Source organism: Streptomyces tyrfis (genome assembly GCF_037034285.1).
Lineage (GTDB): Bacteria > Actinomycetota > Actinomycetes > Streptomycetales > Streptomycetaceae > Streptomyces.
Genome location: NZ_JBAGJZ010000017.1, coordinates 1 through 22,899 on the forward strand (window position 1 = coordinate 1; position 22,899 = coordinate 22,899).

The 22,899-nt window shown below is 74.1% G+C and carries 21 protein-coding genes and 1 tRNA gene; 13 read left to right on the forward strand and 9 right to left on the reverse strand.

Features of this window, described 5'->3' with window-relative positions; translation table 11 throughout:
* The 4 genes from WA762_RS15320 to WA762_RS15335 all read right to left on the reverse strand — a co-directional run.
* A partial coding sequence (locus WA762_RS15320) for a heavy metal translocating P-type ATPase (RefSeq protein WP_335936251.1) occupies nt 1–1,190 on the reverse strand: 1,190 nt, incomplete at its 3' end.
* A 148-nt stretch (nt 1,191–1,338) separates the two neighbouring features.
* The gene (locus tag WA762_RS15325) at nt 1,339–1,647 is read right to left on the reverse strand and encodes a heavy-metal-associated domain-containing protein (protein WP_335936252.1); all 309 of its coding nucleotides are present in this window, start codon (nt 1,645–1,647) and stop codon (nt 1,339–1,341) included.
* A gap of 275 nt (nt 1,648–1,922) precedes the next feature.
* A complete protein-coding gene (locus tag WA762_RS15330; RefSeq protein ID WP_335936253.1) occupies nt 1,923–2,345 on the reverse strand; it encodes a peptidoglycan-binding domain-containing protein in 423 nt (140 codons plus the stop codon).
* A gap of 214 nt (nt 2,346–2,559) precedes the next feature.
* Nucleotides 2,560–3,525, reverse strand: coding sequence for a sugar phosphate isomerase/epimerase family protein (locus tag WA762_RS15335; protein ID WP_335936254.1), 966 nt, complete (start codon nt 3,523–3,525; stop codon nt 2,560–2,562).
* A gap of 212 nt (nt 3,526–3,737) precedes the next feature.
* On the opposite strand from WA762_RS15335, the gene iolC reads away from it, so the two are divergent.
* From iolC to WA762_RS15360, 5 genes are all read left to right on the forward strand, one after another.
* Nucleotides 3,738–4,868, forward strand: coding sequence for a 5-dehydro-2-deoxygluconokinase (gene iolC / locus WA762_RS15340; protein WP_335936255.1), 1,131 nt, complete (start codon nt 3,738–3,740; stop codon nt 4,866–4,868).
* 9 nt (nt 4,869–4,877) lie between these two features.
* Complete coding sequence (gene iolB, locus WA762_RS15345; protein ID WP_335936256.1) at nt 4,878–5,825, forward strand: 5-deoxy-glucuronate isomerase; 948 nt, start codon at nt 4,878–4,880, stop codon at nt 5,823–5,825.
* Entirely contained in the window at nt 5,822–7,702 is a 1,881-nt protein-coding gene (iolD, locus tag WA762_RS15350) for a 3D-(3,5/4)-trihydroxycyclohexane-1,2-dione acylhydrolase (decyclizing) (RefSeq protein ID WP_335936257.1), read from the forward strand. The genes iolB and iolD overlap by 4 nt, the downstream gene beginning before the upstream one ends.
* Nucleotides 7,703–7,792: 90 nt before the next feature.
* Nucleotides 7,793–9,292 (forward strand): CoA-acylating methylmalonate-semialdehyde dehydrogenase, encoded by a 1,500-nt coding sequence (mmsA, locus tag WA762_RS15355; protein ID WP_335936258.1) that lies wholly within the window; start codon nt 7,793–7,795, stop codon nt 9,290–9,292.
* Nucleotides 9,293–9,749: 457 nt separating this feature from the next.
* Nucleotides 9,750–10,226 carry a transglycosylase SLT domain-containing protein gene (locus WA762_RS15360; RefSeq protein WP_443080599.1) on the forward strand — a complete coding sequence of 159 codons (477 nt, stop codon included), beginning with the start codon at nt 9,750–9,752 and terminating at the stop codon, nt 10,224–10,226.
* 93 nt (nt 10,227–10,319) lie between these two features.
* Here WA762_RS15360 and WA762_RS15365 read toward each other — a convergent pair whose 3' ends face one another.
* Nucleotides 10,320–11,060, reverse strand: coding sequence for a VC0807 family protein (locus tag WA762_RS15365; RefSeq protein WP_335936259.1), 741 nt, complete (start codon nt 11,058–11,060; stop codon nt 10,320–10,322).
* 315 nt (nt 11,061–11,375) lie between these two features.
* Here WA762_RS15365 and WA762_RS15370 point away from each other — a divergent pair, with 315 nt between their 5' ends.
* Together WA762_RS15370 and WA762_RS15375 are read left to right on the forward strand one after the other, a co-directional pair.
* Nucleotides 11,376–12,125, forward strand: a complete 750-nt coding sequence (locus WA762_RS15370; protein ID WP_335936260.1) for a DUF4291 domain-containing protein — start codon at nt 11,376–11,378, stop codon at nt 12,123–12,125.
* Nucleotides 12,126–12,218: 93 nt separating this feature from the next.
* Entirely contained in the window at nt 12,219–12,941 is a 723-nt protein-coding gene (locus WA762_RS15375; RefSeq protein WP_335936261.1) for a DUF981 family protein, read from the forward strand.
* A 125-nt stretch (nt 12,942–13,066) separates the two neighbouring features.
* Here WA762_RS15375 and WA762_RS15380 read toward each other — a convergent pair whose 3' ends face one another.
* A complete protein-coding gene (locus WA762_RS15380) occupies nt 13,067–13,633 on the reverse strand; it encodes a DEAD/DEAH box helicase family protein (protein WP_335936262.1) in 567 nt (188 codons plus the stop codon).
* A gap of 452 nt (nt 13,634–14,085) precedes the next feature.
* Here WA762_RS15380 and WA762_RS15385 point away from each other — a divergent pair, with 452 nt between their 5' ends.
* Nucleotides 14,086–14,553: an anthrone oxygenase family protein gene (locus WA762_RS15385; protein WP_335936263.1), complete on the forward strand. Its 468-nt coding sequence runs from the start codon at nt 14,086–14,088 to the stop codon at nt 14,551–14,553.
* A 164-nt stretch (nt 14,554–14,717) separates the two neighbouring features.
* Here WA762_RS15385 and WA762_RS15390 read toward each other — a convergent pair whose 3' ends face one another.
* The gene (locus WA762_RS15390) at nt 14,718–15,077 is read right to left on the reverse strand and encodes a zinc ribbon domain-containing protein YjdM (protein WP_335936264.1); all 360 of its coding nucleotides are present in this window, start codon (nt 15,075–15,077) and stop codon (nt 14,718–14,720) included.
* A 179-nt stretch (nt 15,078–15,256) separates the two neighbouring features.
* Between WA762_RS15390 and WA762_RS15395 the strand changes: the two genes are divergently transcribed.
* The 3 genes from WA762_RS15395 to WA762_RS15405 all read left to right on the forward strand — a co-directional run bounded on the left by WA762_RS15395 (nt 15,257) and on the right by WA762_RS15405 (nt 18,884).
* Nucleotides 15,257–16,690 carry an amidase gene (locus WA762_RS15395; RefSeq protein ID WP_335936265.1) on the forward strand — a complete coding sequence of 478 codons (1,434 nt, stop codon included), beginning with the start codon at nt 15,257–15,259 and terminating at the stop codon, nt 16,688–16,690.
* The gene (locus WA762_RS15400) at nt 16,687–17,910 is read left to right on the forward strand and encodes an MFS transporter (RefSeq protein ID WP_335936266.1); all 1,224 of its coding nucleotides are present in this window, start codon (nt 16,687–16,689) and stop codon (nt 17,908–17,910) included. The genes WA762_RS15395 and WA762_RS15400 overlap by 4 nt, the downstream gene beginning before the upstream one ends.
* A gap of 272 nt (nt 17,911–18,182) precedes the next feature.
* Nucleotides 18,183–18,884, forward strand: a complete 702-nt coding sequence (locus WA762_RS15405; protein WP_335936267.1) for a FadR/GntR family transcriptional regulator — start codon at nt 18,183–18,185, stop codon at nt 18,882–18,884.
* A gap of 82 nt (nt 18,885–18,966) precedes the next feature.
* Here WA762_RS15405 and WA762_RS15410 read toward each other — a convergent pair whose 3' ends face one another.
* Nucleotides 18,967–19,569 carry a class I SAM-dependent methyltransferase gene (locus tag WA762_RS15410; protein ID WP_335936268.1) on the reverse strand — a complete coding sequence of 201 codons (603 nt, stop codon included), beginning with the start codon at nt 19,567–19,569 and terminating at the stop codon, nt 18,967–18,969.
* A gap of 144 nt (nt 19,570–19,713) precedes the next feature.
* Here WA762_RS15410 and WA762_RS15415 point away from each other — a divergent pair, with 144 nt between their 5' ends.
* On the forward strand, nt 19,714–20,553 hold the full coding sequence (locus tag WA762_RS15415; protein ID WP_335936366.1) for an AraC family transcriptional regulator: 840 nt from the start codon (nt 19,714–19,716) through the stop codon (nt 20,551–20,553).
* A gap of 53 nt (nt 20,554–20,606) precedes the next feature.
* Here WA762_RS15415 and WA762_RS15420 read toward each other — a convergent pair.
* A tRNA-Arg gene (locus tag WA762_RS15420) sits at nt 20,607–20,679 on the reverse strand.
* A gap of 327 nt (nt 20,680–21,006) precedes the next feature.
* Between WA762_RS15420 and WA762_RS15425 the strand changes: the two genes are divergently transcribed.
* A complete protein-coding gene (locus WA762_RS15425; RefSeq protein WP_335936367.1) occupies nt 21,007–22,722 on the forward strand; it encodes an ATP-binding protein in 1,716 nt (571 codons plus the stop codon).
* Nucleotides 22,723–22,899 lie beyond the last annotated feature (177 nt).

Consider the following 22,899-nt stretch of genomic DNA (forward strand, 5'->3'; position numbering starts at 1 on the left):
GAGGCGTTCACGGTCGCCCCGGTGACGTCGTCGCCCGGACCCACGTCGACCGGCACGGATTCGCCGGTGAGCATGGACGCGTCCACGGCCGAGGCGCCCTCCACGACCACCCCGTCGGTGGCGATCTTCTCCCCGGGCCGGATGACGAAGCGGTCGCCGACGGCGAGCCGGGCGACGGGGATGCGTACCTCCGTGCCGTTCCGCAGCACCGCGACGTCCTTCGCGCCCAGACGCATCAACGCGCGCAGGGCGGAGCCCGCCTTCCGCTTGGACCGGGCCTCCAGATAGCGGCCCAGCAGGAGGAAGGTGACGACGCCCGCCGCGACCTCCAGATAGATGGTGGAGGAGGCTTCCCCGAGCTCTCGGCTCCGTTCGAGCAGGGGAGACCCCATCGCGCGCGAGACGGTCAGGTCGAAGCCGTGCCGCATCCCGGGCATGCCCGCGTCACCGAGGAACAGCGCCCACAGGGACCAGCCGAAGGCGGCGAGGGTGCCGAGCGAGACCAGGGTGTCCATGGTGGCCGCCCCGTGCCGCAGGTTGGTCCAGGTGGCGCGGTGGAAGGGCAGCCCGCCCCAGACGACGACCGGTGAGGCGAGGGTGAGGGAGAGCCACTGCCAGAAGTCGAACTGGAGGGCCGGGACCATCGCGAGCACGACGACGGGGGCGGCGAGGACGGCCGACACGGTCAGCCTGCGGCGCAGCGCGGCGAGCTCGGCGGCGGACTCGCGCTCGGCGGCGTCCCACTCGGTGCCGGGCTCGTGCCGTTCGGGGGCGGGGGCGGGGGCGGCCCGGGCGCCGACGCCGGTCCCGCCATCGGTTCCGGTCGTGGCGTCGGCGTCGGCGTCGGTGGTCCAGGGGCGGGCGGCGGATCCCGGCGCGGGGCGGGACACGGGTCGTGCGGTGTATCCGGCCTTCTCCACCGCGGCGACCAGCGCGGCCAGTTCGGTTCCCGGGCCGAAGGAGACCCGGGCCTTCCCGGTCGCGTAGTTGACCGCGGCGGTGACGCCGTCGATCCGGTTCAGCTTCCTCTCGACTCGGGCCGCGCAGGAGGCGCAGGTCATCCCGCCGATCGTGAGCTCGGCCCGTTGGTTCTCCGCCGCCGGGGCCCCGGTCTCCGGCGTTCCGTCTCCCCTCGCGCCGGGTTCCGGCGCCCTGGTGCCCGTCGCTCCGGTCCCTGTCGCACCGTGCATGTCCGAGACTCCCGTGCCACTCCTGAAACGCCGACCGGGCCGTACCCCACCAGTATCTGCTGGCAGGTCCGGCCCGGCGACAAAGCGGGTGATAGGGGGTGTTCCGCACCCCCGAAGCGCTGGGAGCGGCGGGTGGTCCCGGTGGTGTTCAGGCCGTGCCGACGAGCTCGTAGCCCGCCTCGTCGACGGCGGCGCGCACGGCCTCCTCGGGCAGCGGGGCGGCGGAGACGACGGTCACCTGCCCGGTGGAGGCCACCGCCTTCACCGAGGTGACGCCCTCGATGCCGGAGATCTCCTCGGAGACGGCCCCTTCGCAGTGGCCGCAGGTCATGCCGGACACCTGGTAGACGGTGGTCACCGCGCCCACGCCCGTACCGGTGTCGGCGCCGTCGTGGCAGGAGCCGCTGGGCGAGCAGCAGGAACCGGTGGCCTGGGGGAGCTGGGTCTCGGCGGTCATGGCGTTCTCCTCTTCGACTGCGGCATTCGGGGGCGGCATCCGGCCGGGGCCGAGTGCGGCGTTCGAGTGCGCGTGGTGGCGTGCGTGGTCGCGGAACCCGGCAGGTCCGGGCCCCGACACTCATCACACTATACCCCTAGGGGGTATGAATGCGAGCGCCCCGCCGGAACGCGGGCACGCCACCCGTGTGCGTCGCGCCTCGGGGGACGCCTCACTTCGGGGGACAGGGAGACAGAGGGACAGGGGGGGCAACGGGCCGTCTCTCGGGGGACGCCTCACTTCGGGGGACGGGGGAGCGGGGCCGTGCGGCTCGGGCCCGCGTGCCAGAGCGCCGACCAGGTGGCCCCGTCGACCAGGCCGTCCGGCACGAGGGGCGGGTTGTCCGCCTGGAACTGCCGTACGGCCAGGAGCGTCCGCGGCCCGAACCGTCCGTCGAGCGCGGACCACGGCAGGTAGTGCCGGTTGGCCAGCATGCACTGGACCTGGGAGACCCGGTCGCCGCGTTCGCCGTACCCGGTCGGCGCGTCGCCGTCGTAGAAGGCGCAGACGGGGCTGGAGCCGGGCGGCGGGGGCGGGTTCGGCGCGTCGGCGGGGGCGGCCGAGGCGGCCGGGGCGGCGGTGAGAAGGGCGGCCAGGGCGAGCGCGGCCAGGGCGGCGGCCCCGGCGGCCGCGCGGGGCGGCGGCGTCTTCCGGATCATGGGCAGTCGTGCTCCTCGTGCGTGCGGTGGGGTGCGCGGCCCGCGCCGCGCACCGTCCTCTCGTCGAGGACAACACCGCCTACCGCCACGATGTCACTCACCGGGACCGCTCGGCGTGTCGGCGGACCCGTACGGGCGGCGCCGGGGCCGGGCCGGCCGGCCGCGCCCCGCCCCGGCGCCGCCCGGCGGGCCTCCCGGGCCGGCCCGGGAGGCCTCAGGCCGGGCGCGACCCGGCCGGCGCGCCGCCCGCGCGCGTCGGGTGCGGGCCGCCGCAGGTGCGGAGGTACTCCCGGGTGCGGCGGGCGATGGGGAGCGGCTTGTCCGGCGGGCAGGGGTACATGTCCTGCTCGACGATGGCGAAGAGGTCGACGTCCAGCTCGCGGGCCGCGGCGAGCACGGGTTCCAGCGCGGGCGTCCCGCCCGGCGGCTCGCACATCACGCCCCGCGCCACGGCGGGCCCGAACGGCGTGCCGTCCGCCACCACCCGGGCCAGCACCTCCGGGTCGACCTGCTTGAGGTGCAGATAGCCGAGCCGTTCGCCGTAGGTCCTGATCAGCTCGACGCTGTCGCCGCCGCAGTAGGCGTAGTGGCCGGTGTCCAGGCAGAGCGAGACCAGCTCCGGGTCGGTGGCGTCGAGGAAGCGACCGACGTTCTCCGGCCCGTCGATGTGGGTGTCCGCGTGCGGATGGACGGCGAGACGCAGCCCGAACCGGTCCCGCACCTCCCGGCCCAGCCGCTCCGTCAGGGCGGTCAGATCGCGCCACTGCTCCGCCGTCAGCTCGCGGTCCTCCAGGACCTCGCCCGTGCGGTCGTCGCGCCAGAACGCCGGGATGGCCACCAGATGCCCGGCGCCCATCGCCCGGGTGAGTGCCGCGATGTCCGCGACATGCGCCCAGGTCCGGTCCCATGCGCCCGGTCCATGGTGCAATCCCGTGAAGACCGTTCCGGCCGACACCGAGAGCCCGCGCCGGCCGGTCTCGTCGGCGAGGCGGCCCGGGTCGGTCGGGAGATAGCCGTACGGCCCCAGCTCGATCCACTCGTAACCCGCCTCGGAGACCTCGTCGAGGAAGCGCCGCCAGGGCACCTGACGCGGATCGTCGGGGAACCACACCCCCCAGGAGTCGGGTGCCGAACCGATGCGGATACGCGACGGAGCCGGTGCGCGGGAGGGAGAGATCATGCGGTCCAGACTTCCGGCGGCCGGAACCCGTGTCAATCATTCATCCTTATGTCCGGACATGAGGGAGGCGGGGTTCCGGCGTACGGCCGTCGTCGCGGCCGGCCGGGGCTGTCCGGAAGGAGCGCGCGTGCCGGGCGACGGGACGGGGCAGGTCTTGCCGGGAGGGGAGCCGGCCCTCGGGTCAGCCGTCGTCGCCGGCCGGAGGGACGCTCATGCCTGAGCCGTACGACGTGATCACCATGGGCCGGATCGGCGTGGACCTCTACCCCCTCCAGACGGGTGTGCCGCTCGCCGGGGTCGAGACGTTCGGGAAGTTCCTCGGCGGCTCGCCCGCCAACGTCGCCGTGGCGGCGGCCCGGCTCGGGCGGCGCACGGCGGTGGTGACGCGCACCGGGCGGGACGCCTTCGGGGACTACCTCCGCCGCGAGCTGCGCCGGTTCGGGGTGGACGACCGGTGGGCGACGCCCGTCGACGCGTATCCGACGCCGCTCGCCTTCTGCGAGATCTTCCCGCCGGACGACTTCCCGCTCCACTTCTACCGTTTCCCCAAGGCCCCCGATCTGGAGATCCGGGCCGCGGAGCTGGACCTCGACGCGATCCGGTCCGCCCGGGTCTTCTGGGCGACGGGCACCGGGCTGTGCGCCGAGCCCAGCCGTGCCGCGACCCTCGCCGCGCTGGGCGCCCGCGGCCGGTCCGGCGTCACGGTGTTCGACCTCGACTGGCGTCCGATGTTCTGGGACACCGGCGCAAAAGCCCCCGCCGAACGCGTACCGGAGACCCGTGGCGGGCGCGCGCCGGACGCCCCCGCCCGCTACCGGGAGGCCCTCGCCCACGCCACCGTGGCCGTCGGCAACCTCGACGAGTGCGCGGTCGCGACCGGCGAACGCGAACCGCGCGCCGCCGCTCGCGCCCTGATCGCCGCCGGGGCCGAACTCGCCGTCGTCAAGCAGGGCCCCGCCGGCGTGCTCGCCGTCCACCGCGACGGCACGGTGGCCGAGGCGCCGCCGCTCCCCGTCGACGTGGTCAACGGGCTCGGCGCGGGCGACGCGTTCGGCGGGGCGCTCTGCCATGGGCTGCTGGCCGGCTGGGACCTCGCCCGTGTCATGCGGTACGCCAACGCCGCCGGGGCCGTCGTCGCCTCCCGGCTCTCCTGCTCGTCCGCCATGCCGTTCCCGTACGAGGTGGAGGCGGCCCTGGCCGCGGGAGCGGTGGCCGCCGTGCCGCCGGAGCCGCCCCCGGGCGCCCCGGACCGCCTCCGGGCGCCCGGCCGCCGCCGCTGCCGTACCGCCGCCGGGGGCGGGAGACGGGGACAGGTGCCGGGCGACGAGCGGGGACCGGGGTAGGGAAGAGGAATGACGACGTACGACGAACGGCGGCGGCGCCACCTCGTCGCCGGAACAGCGGCGAACGGCCCCTACGCCCTCGACATCTCCCCGGAAGGGGCCGGCTGGGACCGGTCCGGCCTCCGCGTGCTCGACCTGGAGCCGGGCGGAGTTCACACGCTCGTCACCGGGCGGAGCGAGTGGATCGTCCTGCCGCTGGCGGGTGGCTGTACGGTGCACATCGCAGGTGAGATCTTTGAACTGCTGGGCCGGGAAAGCGTGTTCAGTGGCGTGTCCGACTTCGCCTACGTACCGCGCGACGCCCATGCGCAGATCACCTCCGGCGCCGGAGGCCGCTTCGCCCTGGCAGGAGCGAAGTGCGAGCGACGACTCCCCGCTCGCTACGGCCCCGCGTCGGAGGTACCCGTCGAACTGCGCGGCTCCGGCGCATGCTCCCGGCAGGTCAACAACTTCGCCGCCGCCGACACGTTCGAGTGCGACCGGCTGATCGCCGTCGAGGTCCTCACTCCCGGCGGCAACTGGTCGTCGTACCCGCCGCACAAGCACGACGAGCACCGCCCCGGCGCCGAGTCCGTGCTGGAGGAGATCTACTACTTCGAGGTGGAGCACGACGGCCTCGGCTACCACCGGGTGTCGCCGTCCCGGCCCGGCGGGACCGACGTCCTCGCCGAGGTCCGCGACGGCGACGCGGTCCTGATCCCCGACGGCTGGCACGGCCCGTCCATCGCCCCGCCCGGCCGCACCCTGTACTACCTCAACGTCATGGCGGGCCCGGGGGAGCGGGAGTGGCTGATCACCGACCACCCCGACCACGCCTGGATCCGCGACACCTGGCCGTCGCGACCGGTGGACCCCCGGCTCCCGCTGTACGGGGCGCCGCCCCCGCGGGGCGCCGGGCCCGCGCACCGGACGGCGCCCGCGCCCGGCCCCGCGCATCGGACGGAGACCCGCCCATGAGCACCCGTCACCTCACCACCGCGCAGGCCCTGGTGGCCTTCCTGTCCCGCCAGCACACCGAGCGCGACGGCCGCAGGCAGCGGCTGATCCCCGCGGTCTGGGGCATCTTCGGGCACGGCAACGTCGCCGGGATCGGCCAGGCGCTCGTCGAGTCCGGCCGGTCCATGCCCTTCCTCCAGGGCCGCAACGAGCAGGCCATGGTGCACGCCGCCGTCGGATTCGCCCGCCAGTCCGGGCGGCTCGCCACGCACGCCGTCACCACCTCCATCGGACCCGGCGCCACCAACCTCGTCACCGGCGCGGCCCTCGCCACCGTCAACCGCCTCCCCGTCCTCCTCCTGCCCGGGGACGCCTTCGCGTCCCGCCCCGCCGACCCGGTGCTCCAGCAGCTCGAAGTCCCGTACGCGGGCGACGTATCCGTCAACGACTGCCTGCGCCCCGTCTCCCGCTACTTCGACCGGATCACCCGCCCCGAGGCCCTGATCCCGGCCGCCCTCCAGGCCATGCGGACCCTGACCGACCCGGCGGAGACCGGCGCGGTCACCCTCGCGCTGCCGCAGGACGTGCAGGCCCAGGCATACGACTGGCCGGAGGAGTTCTTCGCCGAACGCGTCTGGCACGTGCGCCGCCCCGCCCCCGACCCGTACGAAATCGACCGGGCCGTACGGGCCGTGCGCGCCGCCCGCCGGCCGCTGATCGTGGCGGGCGGCGGGGTGCGCCACAGCGCCGCCGAGGAGACCCTCGCCGCGTTCGCCGCCGCCACCCGGATCCCCGTCGCCGCCACCCAGGCGGGCAAGGGCTCGCTGCGCCACGACCACCCCGCCGACGTCGGCGGCGTCGGCCACACCGGCACCGCGACCGCGGACGCGCTCGCCCGCACCGCCGACCTGGTGATCGGCGTCGGCACCCGCTACACCGACTTCACCACCGCCTCCGCCACCCTCTTCCAGAACCCGGCGGTCCGCTTCCTCAACGTCAACATCACCGGCTTCGACGCCCACAAGCTCGGCGCGCTCCCGCTCGTCGCCGACGCCCGCACCGCCCTGAAGGCGCTCGACGCCGGGCTCGCCGTCCACCGCCACCGCGTCGAAACGGCCTACGAGACCGAGTACACCGACGCCAAGGCGGCGTGGGAACGGCGCGTGACCGCCGCGTTCGCCGCCGACGACCCGGACGCCCGGCCCACCCAGGCACAGGTCCTCGGCGCCCTCGACGCCCTCGTCACCGACGACGACATCCTGATCAACGCGGCCGGTTCGCTCCCCGGCGACCTGCACAAGCTCTGGCGGGCCCGCTCCCCGCACCAGTACCACGTCGAGTACGGCTACTCCTGCATGGGCTACGAGATCCCGGCCGCGATCGGGGTCCGGCTGGCCGCCCCCGACCGCCCCGTCTGGGCGCTCGTCGGCGACGGCACGTATCTGATGAACCCCACCGAGATCGTCACCGCGGTGCAGCAGGAGCTGCCCGTGAAGCTCGTCGTGCTCCAGAACCACGGCTACGCCTCGATCGGCGGACTCTCCGAGGCGGTCGGCGCCGAACGCCTCGGCACGGAGTACCGCCGCCGCGCCGCGGACGGCGCCTTCACCGGCCCCCCGCTCCCCGTCGACCTCGCGGCCAACGCGGGCTCGCTCGGCATGCGGGTGCTGCGCGCCGGCACGGTCCGTGAGCTGCGCGAAGCCCTCGCTGAGGCGCGCGCCGCGGATCGCCCCACTTGTGTCTACGTCGAGACCGAAACGGCAGACACAGTGTCGGGCCCTCCTCCGGCACAGGCGTGGTGGGATGTTCCCGTAGCCGAAACGGCCACCCGGCCGTCGGCCGTGAAAGCCCGCGAGACGTACGACCGCCAAGTCGCCGACCGACGCCACCACATCTGAGGACCGCCGAGGACGCCACCGCCGTCCGGTGCGCCCGAGGACGTGGACCACTGAAGACGCCACCACCGAAGAAGCCGAAGGAGCTCTTTCATGAAGACCGTCCACCACTGGATCGGTGGCAAGACCGTCGAGGGCGCGTCGGGGAACTACGGCCCGGTCACCGACCCGGCCACCGGTGAGGTCACCACCCGGGTCGCGCTCGCCTCCCTCGAAGAGGTCGACGCCGCGGTCGCCGCCGCGAAGGACGCCTACGCCACCTGGGGCACGTCCTCGCTGGCCACCCGCACCGCGATCCTCTTCCGCTACCGCGCGCTGCTCGACGCCCACCGCGAGGACATCGCCCGGCTGATCACCGCCGAGCACGGCAAGGTGCACTCGGATGCGCTGGGCGAGGTGGCCCGCGGTCTGGAGATCGTCGAGCTGGCCTGCGGCATCACCACCCAGCTCAAGGGCGAGCTGTCCACCCAGGTGTCCAACCGGGTCGACGTCTCCGCGATCCGCCAGTCCCTCGGCGTCGTCGCCGGCATCACCCCGTTCAACTTCCCGGCGATGGTGCCGATGTGGATGTTCCCGCTCGCCGTCGCCTGCGGGAACACCTTCGTGCTGAAGCCCAGCGAGAAGGACCCGTCGGCCGCCAACCTGCTGGCCGAGCTGGCCGCCGAGGCGGGCCTGCCGGACGGTGTGCTCAACGTCCTGCACGGTGACAAGGTCGCCGTCGACGGGCTGCTGAGCCACCCCGACGTGGCCGCGGTCTCCTTCGTCGGCTCCACCCCGATCGCCCGCTACATCCACGCCACCGCCTCCGCCAACGGCAAGCGCGTCCAGGCGCTCGGCGGCGCGAAGAACCACATGCTGGTGCTGCCGGACGCGGACCTCGACGCCGCCGCCGACGCCGCCGTCTCCGCCGCGTACGGCTCCGCGGGCGAGCGCTGCATGGCGATCTCCGCGGTCGTCGCGGTCGGCTCCATCGGCGACGAGCTCGTCGCCAAGATCAAGGAGCGCGCCGAGAAGATCAAGATCGGTCCGGGCGGCGACCCGTCCTCCGAGATGGGCCCGCTGATCACCGCCGCCCACCGCGACAAGGTCGCCTCCTACGTCACGGGCGCGGCCGCCCAGGGCGCCGAGGTGGTCCTCGACGGCACCGGCTTCACCGTGGAGGGCTTCGAGAACGGCCACTGGATCGGGCTCTCCCTCCTCGACCACGTGTCCACCGACTCGGACGCGTACAAGGACGAGATCTTCGGCCCGGTGCTGTGCGTGCTGCGCACGGAGACGTACGAGGAGGGCGTGGCCCTCATGAACGCCTCGCCGTTCGGCAACGGCACCGCGATCTTCACCCGCGACGGCGGCGCCGCCCGCCGCTTCCAGCTGGAGATCCAGGCCGGCATGGTCGGCGTCAACGTGCCGATCCCGGTGCCGGTGGGTTACCACTCCTTCGGCGGGTGGAAGGACTCCCTCTTCGGCGACCACCACGTCTACGGCAACGACGGCGTGCACTTCTACACCCGCGGCAAGGTCGTCACCACCCGCTGGCCGGACCCGGCCGACGCCCCGGCCGGCGTGGACCTGGGCTTCCCCCGCAACCACTGAGCGGGCGGTTCCGAGCCGCCGCGGTTCGGTCCCACCACCGCTTCCCTTTACGGCCCGCCCGGACGCATCCCCCGCGCCCGGGCGGGCCGTCGCCGTTCGGGCGGCCCCGTTCCTCGATTCTTCGTCCGCGGCGGAACACCGCGCTGTTTTCCTTCGGCGACGGCGAGTAAATGAATTCGCTTCATGTGTGACCCAGGCCACGTGATATGTGCCACTAATGTGGCGATTTGGCGCGTTTGGTCTGTGGGGTGGGTCATGTGGCGGCGGTCACTATGAGGCCGGATAGTAGAAATCCCGTGCGGCCTCACCGGATTCCGGAGGCATCGCCAAGTCATTTCGTGCCGCATATACGATTCTCTCTAGTAAGAAGCGGTCATTGACCTGGATTTCCTCCTCGCATAACAATTCTTGGCATCACCCCCGATCGAAGAGGAAATGCTGAATGCAGATCACCGCGATGCCCATGAATTTCGCTCGTATGACCCGCACCAAGAAGGCTTCGCTGGGTGTGCTCGCAGCCGGTGCGGCGGTTCTCGCCGGCACCGTCGCCGGAGCCCCGTCCGCCTCGGCCGTCACCCCGGCCAAGGCTCCCGCCGCCCCCTCCCAGGTGACCGGCGGCAACGTGGACTCCTGGATCCGGCAGGCGCTGGACGTCATGCACGCGAAGGGCATCCCGGGCACGTACGAGGGGATCCACCGCAATCTGATGCGTGAGTCCGGCGGCAACCCGAACGCCATCAACAACTGGGACTCCAACGCGGCCAAGGGCATTCCGTCCAAGGGTCTGCTCCAGGTCATCGACCCCACGTTCAACGCCTACCACGTCAATGGGACCGTCCATAACGTCTACGACCCCGTCGCGAACATCACTGCGGCCGCGAACTACGCGGCCCACCGCTACGGCTCGATCGACAACGTCAACTCCGCCTACTGAGCGAGGCACAGGGCCGCATGACCGGACCGAGGGCCGTCCCGGACAGGGACGGCCCTCGGTCTGCGCGGGGCGGAGGCCGAGAAGGTCTCCGCGTCAGCAGGCCGCCCCCGCCGCCCGCTCCCGCCGGACCGCCTCGCCGATCATCCGTTCCATCGGGACGGCGCCCACCCGCCCCGAGACCAGGAACGCCGCGGCCATCGCCGCGATCATGATCACGGTGCCGAGCCACACCATCGTCCCGACCGGCACGGTGTACGCGCCCACCGTCCGCACCACGCACTCGCCCAGCAGCGCCGCCCCCCACACCGCCGAGAACCGCCCCTCCGCCCGGCGGAACTCCGCCGACCCGGCCGCCAGCCGTCGCCAGGCGGCGTCCCGGGCGACGTCCCCCTTCACCAGCCACGGCCGCACCGCCGCGCTCATCATGGGCTGCCCCCGCCACGCGGTCACCAGGACGACGATCCCGATGACGCTGCTCACCCCGCTGTCCTTGGCGAGCATCAGCCGCGGGTCACCGACCATCAGGCCGGTCAGCAGGGCGACCGCGTTGACCGTCACCATGAGCGCCGCCAGCCCGTTGAGCCGCCGCTCGCGCAGCGCGCCCCGGACGACGCGCACGGCCGGGACCGCGCTGCTCCACGCCAGCGCGGCGAACGTACTCGCCCCCGCCGCCTTCAGCGCGTAGTACGCGGCCAGCGGCACCGCCACGTCCATCAGCAACGGGGCCAGGCTGTCGAGCAACGCGGCCCCGCGCGGGCGGGCCGGGGCGGCGCAGGCCGGCGCGGATCCGGCCGGGACGTGCGCGACGGTGGCGGTGGCGGCCGGGCTGCTCATGACGGATTCCCTCCCTGTCGGCGGGCGCCTTCGCGGCCCCGCTCCCGATGCGTACAGACTGGCCGCCGGCTCCCCGCGCCCGGCAGAGCCGGGTGTACCGGGCTCCGTATGACGAATGTCAGACCGCGTCCCGTGACCCCCGGCCGCCGCCCGGCCGAGGCATGAGGACCTGGTGCCGCACAGCCCGCCGGTGTCCCGTGACGCCCTGGCCGTGACGCGCCGGCCGTGACGCGCCGGCCGTGACGCCCCGGCCGGGGCGGCGGGCTGTGCGAATCTCGCTCGCCGCGCCCGGGCCCCGGGTGCTGGGATGGGGCCATGACCCACCAGGCCGTGCCCCACGAGACCGTGAACCATGAGACTGCGACCCGCGAGACCGCGGTCCCCGAGGCCGCGACCCGTGAGGCCGCGGTCCCCGAGGCCGCGACCCGTGAGGCCGCGACCCGTGAGGCCGTGGTCCACCGGGCCGTGAGCGGCCCGGCCAGGCCGCAGCGGGAGATCCGCGCCCAGTACACGGACACCACCATCACCGTCTACCAGGCGTACGCCCCGTTCATCGGCCTCCCCGCGGCGCGCGACGGGCGCTTCCCGGACACGTGGAAGCGCGACCGCATGACGTGGATCAAGCCGAGCTTCCTGTGGATGATGTACCGCTGCGGCTGGGCCGCGAAGGAGGGCCAGGAGACCGTCCTGGCCGTCGAGATCACCCGGGAGGGCTTCGACTGGGCGCTGGCCCGCTCCGAACTCTCCCACTACGCGAGCGGGGTCCACCCCGACCACGCCGCCTGGCGGGACAGCCTGCGCCGGAGCCCGGCCCGCGTCCAGTGGGACCCGGAACGCGACCTGCGCCTGGCACGGCTCCCGTACCGTTCCCTGCAACTCGGCCTGTCCGGCGAGGCGTCACGGCGGTACGCGGACGAGTGGACGGTCTCGATCCGTGACGTCACCCCGCTCGCCCGGCGCATCCACGCGCACGTGTCGGCGGGACGGCTCGACGAAGCGGCGGAACTGCTGCCCCGGGAGACGCCCTACCCCGGGGCGACCCCCTGGGACGACGCCCTGGGGTGACGCCGGGCGGTCATCGGGCGGCCGCCGGGCGGGCGTCAGGCGAAAGGACCAACACCTTCTGCGGGGCACGGAAACGGACATTACGGTCCGTATATGTTCCCTCACGCCGTCGCCCCGGTGGCGCCCGCCCTGAAGATCGACTGGGCCGCGATGCCGACGTACAACACGGTCATCGCGGTGGCCGCCGGCTCCGGGCTGCTGCTCGTCGTGGCGCTGGGGCGTCAGCTGCTGGCGTCCGGGCGCTCCGTCGTCCCCGAGGGCTGGGCGCTGGCGTTCGGCGCCATCGGCTTCATCCTGGTGGTCTGCGGCGTCCACATGACCCTGACCTGGCCGCTCGCCGCGGGCGGCTTCCCGCAGAACGACATCATCTTCGGCGAACCGGCCCTGATCTTCGGCGTCCTGCTCCTCGCCGCGGGTTTCTACCTCTGGAAGCGCGGGTCCGACATCAGCGGCGCCCAACGCGTCGTCCACACCGCCCGCGTCGCCACGCCCGCCTCGGTCCTGGTGCTCGGAGCCGGGCTGGTCTGCCTGGGCATCGCCGCCGCGGGCTGGCGGTACACCCTGTTCGCCGCGCCCCCGCAGGAGCCCATCGCGGGGGAGTTCGCGCGGTGGCCCTGGATGGAGACGACCTTCGTGTCCGGGGCGTACCTCCTGGTGGGCATCGGGGCGGTCCTGTTCCCGTTCGGGGTGCGCAGGCCCAGGGGGTGGGCGGTCCCGGTCATCGGGGCCGCCTGGGGACTGGCGGGGCTGGCGTTCTTCGTCTTCGGAGCGATCGCCTACTTCACCCACATCGGCCTGATCATGAACACCAAGTAGGCGCGGCCCGGCGGGGCCCGGCGGGGCCTGGCATGCCCGGCGCGGCCCGGCACGCCCGGCACGCCCGGCGGCTGCGGGGCGGACACGGGCGGGGCGCCGGCCGGGGGACGAGCGCGGGCGCGGCGTCAGCCGCCGTGCCTCGGCATGCCCGGATCCACCCCGTCCGCCCATCCCGTCACGGCCACCACCTCGCGCGCGATGTCCGTGACCTTCCGCCCGTCCGTCGCCACCCGGACCGTGTCCGCCGGCGAACGCTCGTCCAGGAGGCGGGCCCTGCGGACGCTGTTCGCCACCTCGCGGTCCAGCTCCGAACCGATCTCCCGACCCAGCAGCCGGCCGTAGGTCGTGGTGTCGGAGGCGGTGAGCAGGACGCGGACGATCCGTACGCCCGAACCCATCGCGTGCTCGAACATCGCCGCCGACTCCGGCAGCACGCTCACCGTGTTGGTGTAGATCAGACGCCGGTATCCGAGCTCGGAGAAGTTCGACCAGACCGCCGCCAGATTGCGCTCGGTGATCTCCGCCCGGTGCGGATCCCCGGGCGGCGCCGGATGCACCTGTCCCATCAGATCGCCCTCCAGCACCGCGTGCGCCACCTCAGCCGCCCGCAACAGCGCCGACACCTCCCAGGCCACGGTCGACTTCCCCACGCCCGCGCGTCCGCCGATGAGCAATGCCTCCGCATGATTCATGTCGGCAGGGTGCCAGGCCGCGCACGCCGCCGCGAGAGGTTTGTGCGCCCGTGTCGGACCGGCCCCCGCAGCCCTGGGGCCGGGAACCACGGCCGCCCCTGAAGCGCGTACGCCCCGATGGCGCCGCCCGCTCTCCCGGGTCCGCCGACGAGGGCGCGGCGGCGGCCGCGTACGAGGCCGGTGGGCCGCAGGCCGACGGGGTGTGTCGCTCGGCTTCAGCCCGGCCGCGACGGTGCTGCCGCCCCTGGTCGCCCTGGCCGCGGGAACCGTCGTGTACGGCCGGGGGCCGCTCGCGCTCCCCACCGGCGGCGCGCGTTCCGGGGCGAGCCCCCGAAGGCCGCCGGACCCGGAAGGCTGCCGGACCCGGAAGGCCGCCCGATCCGGAGGGCGGCCGGGGCCGCCGGTACGGAAAACGGCTGTGCGCCGCGCCCGCCGCGACCATGATGGAGGCCATGCCCTCCCTCCTCCTGGTGCTCGCCGCGATCATGACCGGTCTCTACGCCGGTTTCCTGCTGACGTTCCTGATCGCGGTCATGCCGGGTCTCGCGATGCTGCCGGACGAGCGGTTCACGGCCGCGATGCGCCGCTTCAACGAGAAGGTGCCGGGCCCGGTCTTCCTGGTTCTCTTCGTCGGAGTGGTCGCCCTCCCCGCCGCCGTGGCCGTCACGGCCTTCGGCGGCGCCGGGACCGGCGGCGCGGAACGGGCCTGCGCCGCGGCGGCCCTGGTCTGCGCGCTCGGCAGCCACTTCGTCACGATCGCCGGGAACATCCCGCTCAACAAGGCGCTCGCGGCGTCCGAGGGCGGCGACGACACGGCGGCCCGCCAGGTGTTCGAGCCCCGCTGGAACAGCCTCCACCGCGTTCGGACGGTTCTCTCCCTCGCGGCGTTCGCCCTGCTGGCCGCAGTGGCCGTCGCGTAGCCGCAGTGGCCGTCGCGTAGCCGCGGTGGTCGTCGTGCAGGGGGGCGGGTTCTCGCGCGGGGCGCCTTCGCGGTCGACCGGACCGCCGCCGCACGCGGTCGCGTTCGGCAGCGGCCCGCTCCCGTATGTATCCGGTGTATCCGGCCTCTGCGTCTGCCTCTGGATCAGGCCTTCTTGACCACGCCGGACTTGAGCTGCATGGCCCCGAAGCCGTCGATCCTGCAGTCGATGTCATGGCCGTCGACCCCGTCGACGAGCCGGATGCCGCGCACCTTCGTACCGGCCTTGATCCCGGAGGGGCTGCCCTTCACCTTGAGCGCCTTGACGACGACCACGGAGTCCCCGTCCTTCAGCACATTGCCGACGGAGTCCCTGATCACGCGCTCCCCGGCGGCGCCCTCGTCCTGCGCGTCGCTCTCGGAGGGCACCCACTCGTGGCCGCACTCGGGGCACACCACCAGGGCGTTCATCTCGTAGGTGTACTCGCACGAGCACGTGGGACAGGGCGGCGGGTTCTCGGTCATCCGCGTACGGTAACTGCTGGATTCTGAATTTGCGAAACTTCGCAATTGCCCCCTCGTGAAGACCTCCCTCCCGGCTCGCTGGATGCCGAGCGGACCGAGGTAAGGCTTGCCTTGCTTTCTCGCCCGGCGAACCTTTACGGTGAAGTCCTCAGAGGACCTGAGGACTTTTAGGGGTGATCATGACAGACCTCCATGACCTGACGCTGGTCGAACAAGCCGCGGCGATCCGTGCCCGCGCCGTCTCGCCGACCGAGCTGGTCGACCATCACCTGCGCCGGATCGAGCAGTCGAACGGCGCGCTGGGCGCCTATCGCACCGTCGACGCGCCCGGCGCCCGACGGGCCGCCGCTGCCGCCGGGGCCCGGCTGGCCGCCGCGGGCGACGACGAGGAGCTGCCGCCGCTGCTCGGGGTGCCGCTCTCGGTGAAGGACACCTGGCCGGTCGCCGGACTGCCGTTCACGGCGGGCTCGGCCGCCTTCGACGACCGCACGGCCCCGGCCGACGCCGCCGTCGTGGGCATCCTGCGCGCGGCCGGCGCCGTGCTGCTGGGCACCACCACCGCCGCCGAGTTCGGCTGCTCCTCCTATACCGAGACGGTGTTCGCCACCGCCCGCAGCCCGTACGACCTCAGCCGCGGCGCCGGCGGCTCCAGCGGCGGGGCCGCCGCCTCGGTGGCCGCGGGACTGGCCGCCGGAGCCCTGGGAAGCGACGGCGGCGGCTCGGTCCGGATCCCGGCCGCGGCCTGCGGCGTGGTCGGCCTCAAGCCGAGCCGGGGGCGGGTGTCGCCCGCCCCCGCGACGGACGCGCTGGGGCTGGCCACCGCCGGGCCGCTGGCCAGGACGGTGGCGGACGCCGCCCTGCTGCTGGACGTCATGGCCGTCAGCACCCCGGGCGACGCCGCCGCCCTGCCCGCTCCGCCCGCCGGGCACTTCCGGGCCTGCGCCGAACAGGAGCCCGGGCCCCTGAGGATCGGGGTGCTGCCGCGGACCGACGGTCAGCACCCCGAGGCCGCACTGGCCTGCCGCCGTACCGCCGACCTGCTCGCCGGACTCGGCCACCACGTGGAGGAGGCCCCGCCGTGCGACCCCGGCGAGTACCTGGCGGACTTCACCGTGTTGTGGAGCGTGCTGGCGGCCGCGGTGCCGGTGCCGCCCGCCCGGGAGGCGCGTCTGCTGCCGCTCACCCGCTGGCTGCGGGCCCGGGGCGGTGAGCACGGCGCGGTACGGCTGTACGCGGCGATGGCCTCGCTGTCCGCCACCGCCCGCGCCGTCTGCCACCGCTACGCCGGGTTCGACGCCGTGCTGAGCCCGACCACGGAGCACCCGCCGCTGCCGGTCGGATCGTCGGTCGACCCCGACGATCCGGAGCGCACCTATCTCCGGATGCTCGCCCACACCCCGCGTACACCGCTGGCGAACCTCACCGGGCAGCCGTCGATCAGCCTGCCGCTGCACCGGACGCCGGACGGTCTGCCGGTCGGCGTGATGCTGACCGGCCGGCTCCACCAGGAGGGCGTCCTGCTCTCCCTCGGCGCCCAACTGGAACGGGCCCGGCCCTGGCCGCACCACGCCGCCCGGCCGGTGGCGACGCAGCCCGAGCGGAGGGCGCGATGAAGCGCGGTCAGCTGGTCTTCCTGACCGGCACCCACGTCGTCAACGACCTGTACCAGGGCGCGGTCCCGGCGCTGCTGCCCTTCCTGATGGCCGAACGGCACTACAGCTACACCGCCGTCTCGGGCATCGCGCTGGCGGCCAGCGGCCTGTCCAGCGTGGTCCAGCCGCTCTTCGGCCTGCTGGTGGACCGCCGCCACCGCGGCTGGCTCATCCCGGCCGGCTTCCTCACCGCCGCGGGCGGGCTCACCTGCGCGGGGCTGGCCGACAGCTACCTGGTCACCTGGCTCTGCGTCGCCCTGGCCGGGATCGGCATCGCCGCCTATCACCCGCCCGCCACCAACCAGGCCCGGGCCGCTGGCGGGCAGTCCCAGCGGGCGATGAGCCTGTTCTCGGTCGGCGGAACGCTGGGCGCCTCGCTGGCGCCGGCGCTGGTCACCCTGGTGGTCGGCTCGTTCGGTCTGACGGGCAGCTGGCTGCTGGCCGTACCGGCCCTGGTGGTCGCCGCGCTCTGGGCCGCGCAAGGCCCCTGGCTGCGGCGCCGGGGACACACGCCGGCGGTCCCGCCGGCCGTCCGGGGCGCGGTGGCGAGCGGGCACCGGGACGACTGGCGGGCGTTCGGACGCCTGGCCGCGGCGACCGTCGCCTGGTCGGTGCCGTATGTGACGGTCACCTCGATGCTCGCCCTGCACATCCAGCGCGATCTGCACGCGTCGACGGGCGTCGGCGCCACGGCGCTCACCCTCCTCACCCTGGCCGGGGCGGCCGGCACCCTGCTCGGGGGCTGGCTGGGCGACCGGTACGGGCGACTCGTGCCCATCCGCGCCGGCTACCTGCTGGCCGTCCCCGCACTCGCCGCGGTGGCGTTCGCCCCGTCCGCGGGCGTGGCCGTGGCGGCCGCGGTGCTCTTCGGGCTGACGATGTTCCTGCCGTTCGCCCCCCAGGTGACGCTGGCCCAGGACTACCTGCCCACCCGTCCCGGCACCGCCAGCGGGCTGACGCTGGGGCTCGCCATGTCCGTGGGCGGGCTGGCCGCACCGGCACTGGGCCGGCTGGCCGACGCGTACGGGCTGCGCACCGTGCTCGGGCTGGTGGTCGGCGTGCTGCTGGTCGCCCTCGGCTGCGCGCTCCGCCTGCGCGACCGGGTGCTGCCGTCGCCGACCCCGGCGGCGGCGCCGGAGTCGGAGCGCGAGCCCGAGCCGGCCGGAAAGCCGACGGCCTGAGGGGCCCGGCCGTACGCAAACGGCCGGGCCGTACGCGGACCCGGCCTCCCGGCCGTGCGCACCCGGGCCCGGTTCTGTGCGGACGCAGCCTCCCGTACGCACACGGGCCCGGCAGGCCCGGGGGCTCGCGCAGGGATTCACGTGTCCGGCCCGAGACTTACGTGTCCGGCCCGAGACTTACGGGTCCTGCCCGGGAATCGGGGACCCGGCCCGGGATTCGGGGGTCCGGGCGGGGCTCCGGGGCGCGGTCCCAGGGCCTGTAGGGTCGTCCCATGACTGTTCGACCGGTACGCCACCGCTCGCTGGTCGAGGAGGCCGTCGCCGAGCTCCGCCGGCTGATCGGCACGGGCGAGTGGCCGGTCGGGTCCAAGCTCCCGGGCGAGGTGGAGCTGAGCCGGTTGCTCGGCGTCGGCCGGACCACCTCGCGCGAGGCGGTCCGGGTGCTGATCGCGGACGGTCAGCTGCGCGCCCGGCACGGGTCGGGCACCTATGTCGCCGCGGCCGCCCCCGTCTCGGAGTTCGACCGGGAACTGCGCCGTTCGGCGGTCTTCGACGTGTACGAGGTCCGCGCGGCGCTGGAGGTGGAAGCGGGCCGGCTGGCCGCGCGGCGACGCACGCCGGAGGACGTGGCCGGGCTGCGGGCCGCGCTGGCCGCCCGTGACGCGGCCGCCGACCCGGCCGCGCTCGTCGAGGCGGACCTGGACCTGCACCGCCGGGTCGTGCTGGCCGCGCGCAACCCGGTGCTCGTCCGGCTCTTCGACTCGTTCGTCGACGCCCTGCGCGAGGCGGCCGGGCATCTGCTCGCCGACAGCGACCTGCACGGCGGCGAGGAGCGGCACGCGATCGACCGCGCGCACCACGTGCTGGTCGAGGCGATCGCCGCCGGAGACCCGGACGCCGCCGTCGAGGCGACCCGCGGCAACCTGGACCGCACCCTGGCCGAACTGCGCGCCGAGGGCATCGGACCGCGCTGAGCCGTCCCGGCCCGGCAGCGACCGGCTCCCGGCCCCGGCTCTGGCCCTGGCCCGCCTGGGCTTCCAGCTGTCCGGCCGGTCGTCAGCCCTTGCGGGCCAGGAAGCGGACCTGCCGGTCACGCCGGTGCTGTGACACGACGTCCTCGAAGCCGGCCCGGTACAGGCGCTCCGACAGGGTCGCGGGGTCGAGCACCACCATGGTGTCCCCGATGTGCAGCAGCCGGAACCGCAGGCTGGGCAGGCTGTCCACCCCGCGGAACACCCCGCCCGGCCGCAGCACGCGGCACGCCTCGGCGAACAGGGCGTCCTGAAGACCGGCCGAGGGCACATGGTGCAGCATGGTGAAGCAGACGACGGCGGAGAACCGTCCGTCCGGGAAGGGCAGCCGGGCGCCGTCGCCGTGCACGATCTCGGCCCGCCCGGCGAACTCGGCCCGCAACAGGGCCGCGGAGGCCTCGTCGATCTCGACGGCGGTCAGCCTCGTCGCAGGGGACGCTTCCGCGGCGCGGGACGGCTTCGCCAGGTGCGACAGCAGCGCCCGGGTGGTGGCTCCGAAGCCGGGACCGATCTCCAGAACGTCGTCCCCGAGGTCCACGTCGGCCAGCAGCTCGGGCATGCGTTCCGCCACGCCGGCGTCCCAGCGCGCGGAGCTGCAGATCTTGCGATGCACGTAATTCATCGGCATGGCACGACCCTAGGAAGGCCGTGCGCCGGCCGCGAGATCCGCTCGGGCCAGACGATGTCGCGCAGAGGCCAGCGGCCGGGCGACGCCGGCCCGTAAAGTGGGCGGGTGACCTCTTCAGGGCCCGGCGGCCTGCGGGCCCCTCGCGTGGTGTTCGCGGCGGAGCGCGGTGCGGGGGGAGACGCCGTCCTGGTGGGAGCCCTCCCGCTCCCGGCCGGTCAATGGTTCGGGGCGCATGAGCATCCGCAGCATCAACTTGCCTGGGCTGCCAGGGGAGTTCTGGGTGTGACGGTGGGCGACGACACCTGGGTGCTGCCGACCACCCGCGCCTTGTGGATCCCCGCCGGAACCGTCCACCGGACCGGCGCGCCGCGCGACACGGTCTTCCACAGCCTGTACATGGACCCCACCCGCTGTCCGCTGGACTGGTCGACGCCGGTCGCGGTCGGCGTCGGGACGTTACTGGCCCAACTGCTGGCCCACCTCGGCCGCGCGGACCTCGCGCCGGACGCGCGGCGCCGCGCGGAAGGCGTGGTCTTCGACCTGCTCCGGCCCCTGCCCAACACACCGATCACGGTGCCCGAACCCGTCGACGACCGCGCGCGGGCGGTGGCCGCCCTGCTGCTGGACGATCCCGCCGACTCGCGCACGCTGGAGGCGCTCGCCCGCGCGGTCGGCACCAGCCGCCGTACCCTGAGCCGGCTCTTCGTCCAGGACACCGGGATGAGCTTCGACCTCTGGCGCACCCGGCTGAGACTGCGCGCCGCCCTGCCCCTGCTCGCCGACGGCCGCCCGGTCGCCCACGCGGCCCGCGCCGTCGGCTACGCCACGCCCAGCGCCTTCCTCGCCGCCTTCCGCCGGGCCATCGGCACCACGCCCCGGCACTATCTGCACAACGCGGACCCCCGCTCGCCGGGGACACCCGGCGCGATACCGGCCGACGACCGGACCGACGGGCCGGCGCCGCCCTCGCCCCACCCCGGCTGAAAACCGCTCCCGACCAGCAAAAAGACCCTCCCGAAGGAGGGTCTCGCAACGTGCGCCCCCGGCAGGACTCGAACCTGCGGCCAAGTGCTTAGAAGGCACCTGCTCTATCCACTGAGCTACGGGGGCCGGTGGTGGCCTCGGTGGCCCGGAGCCCCTGGGCCGGGCCGGTCGGTGACCTGCCGGAACAAGGATAGGGCTCCGATCGCCTCGTACCGGTTGCTTCACCTGCGTGGCACGATGTGGAGGTTCGGTGAAGCGAACCGATAATCGCAGGTGGACGAGATTTGCGCATCGGTTTTTACGCATCGCGCCCCGGGTGTTGTGCACTCGTTATGCCTGCGCCCCACTCGTCCCCTCTGTCCTGACTTGAATCCTGCGGGGGAACCGGCGCGCAGGGGTGGCTATACGCTTCAAAAAGGCTCCAAAATTGGGCATTCTTCGCATGTGGTGACCTTGGACGTACGGCCTCAGCTCATCGACGCACTCTCCGCCCTGCGCGACCGTGTCGCTGCCGTGCGTCTCCCGCTCCCGCTGCCGGGGGCCGCCCGCGCGCGCCGGACCCGGAGCGAACTGCTCGCCCAGCTCGACGACTATCTGCTCCCCCGGCTCAAGGATCCCGAAGCGCCCCTGCTCGCCGTCATCGGCGGATCCACCGGCGCCGGGAAGTCGACCCTGGTCAACTCGCTGGTGGGGCGGCTGGTCAGCGAGGCCGGGGTGCTGCGCCCGACCACGCGGACACCCGTGCTCGTCTGCCACCCGGACGATCACCACTGGTTCGCGGGGGTCCGTGTGCTGCCCCAGCTCACCAGGGTCTGGCTGCCGCCGCAGGAGGCCCGGGACCCCGGAGGGCGCGACCGCCTCGACGGCCCCGGCGGCATCGACGGCATGGAGGAAGCGGACCGCCTGGACGGAATGGAGGGCATCGACGGCTACGACGACGGCGAGGAGGAGGACGGGACGACGCTGCGCGTCGAGACGGCCACCGGGCTGCCGCGCGGGCTCGCGCTGCTCGACGCCCCCGACATCGACTCGCTCGTCGTACGGAACAGGCTCCTGGCCGCCGAGCTCATCTGCGCCGCCGACGTGTGGGTGATGGTGACCACGGCCTCGCGCTACGCGGACGCGGTGCCGTGGCATCTGCTGCGCGCCGCCAAGGAGTACGACGCCTCGCTGGTCACCGTCCTCGACCGGGTGCCGCACCAGGTGATCGCCGAGGTGTCACGGCAGTACGGGGCGCTGCTCACCAGGGCGGGCCTCGGCGAGGTGCCGCGCTTCACCATCCCCGAGCTGCCCGAATCGGCGGGCGGCGGCAGGGGGCTGCTGCCCACCACCGCCGTCGCCCCGCTCCGGGCCTGGCTCGGCCACCGCGCCCAGGACCCGGCGGCCCGTCGGCACGCGGTCGAGCGGACCGCCGCCGGGGTCATCGCCTCGCTGGACGCCCGGCTGCCCGCGCTGGCCGGGGCCGTCGCGGCGCAGTACGCGGCGGCGGTGCGGCTGACCGCGGTCGTCGAGGACGCGTACCGTGCCGAGGGCGAGCGGGTCGCCCGGCGGCTGCGCAACGGCGCGGTGCTCGCCGGGGACGCGCGCACCCGATGGCGCGGATACCCCCTGTACAGCACCTCCGAGGAACTGCTCGAAGCGCTGACGGAGAGCCTCGCCGCGCTGCTGCGGTGCGCCGTGGCCGCCGCCGACGAGCAGATCCGTACGGACTGGCGGCGCGAACCCGCGGCCGGGGCGTTCAGCCGCCAGGACGTCGGCCGGGAGGCCGGGGGCTGGGGGCCGGCCGAGGACATCGGGGGCCGGATCGCCGTAACCGTAAGCCGGTGGCGGCGGGTGCTGGAGGAACTGGCGGAGGAGGAGACGCGCCGCCTCGAACGCAACTCCGCGCCCGACGCCGAGACGGTGGCGGCGCTCCTGGCCGCCGCGCTGCTCGGCGGCCGGCGCGCCCGTGCCGCCGGGGAACAGCTCGCCGAGCGGATCGGCGCCCAGGGCGCGCTCCGCCTGCGGGACAAGGGAGGGGTACTGCTCACCGACTGCGTCGACCAGGTGCTCGACGGCGAACGCGACCGCCGGCTGGCCCCGATCGACGCCCTCGACGTCGCCCCGGAACCGCAGGCCGAGCTGATCGCCGCGCTGTCCGTACTGCAGAAGGAGAGGTGGCAGGGATGACTGCCGTCGTCGACCAGGGAACGGGACGGGGCGCCGGCCCCGCGTCTTCGGGCGACCGCGGTCGCCCCCTGTCTCCGGAGGCCTCGTTCCAGGAGCCCTTGTCCCAGGATCCTGAGCCTCCGGCGTACTCGTCTCCGGAGTCCTCGACTCAGAAGGCCTCGTCCCCGAAGGCCTCGT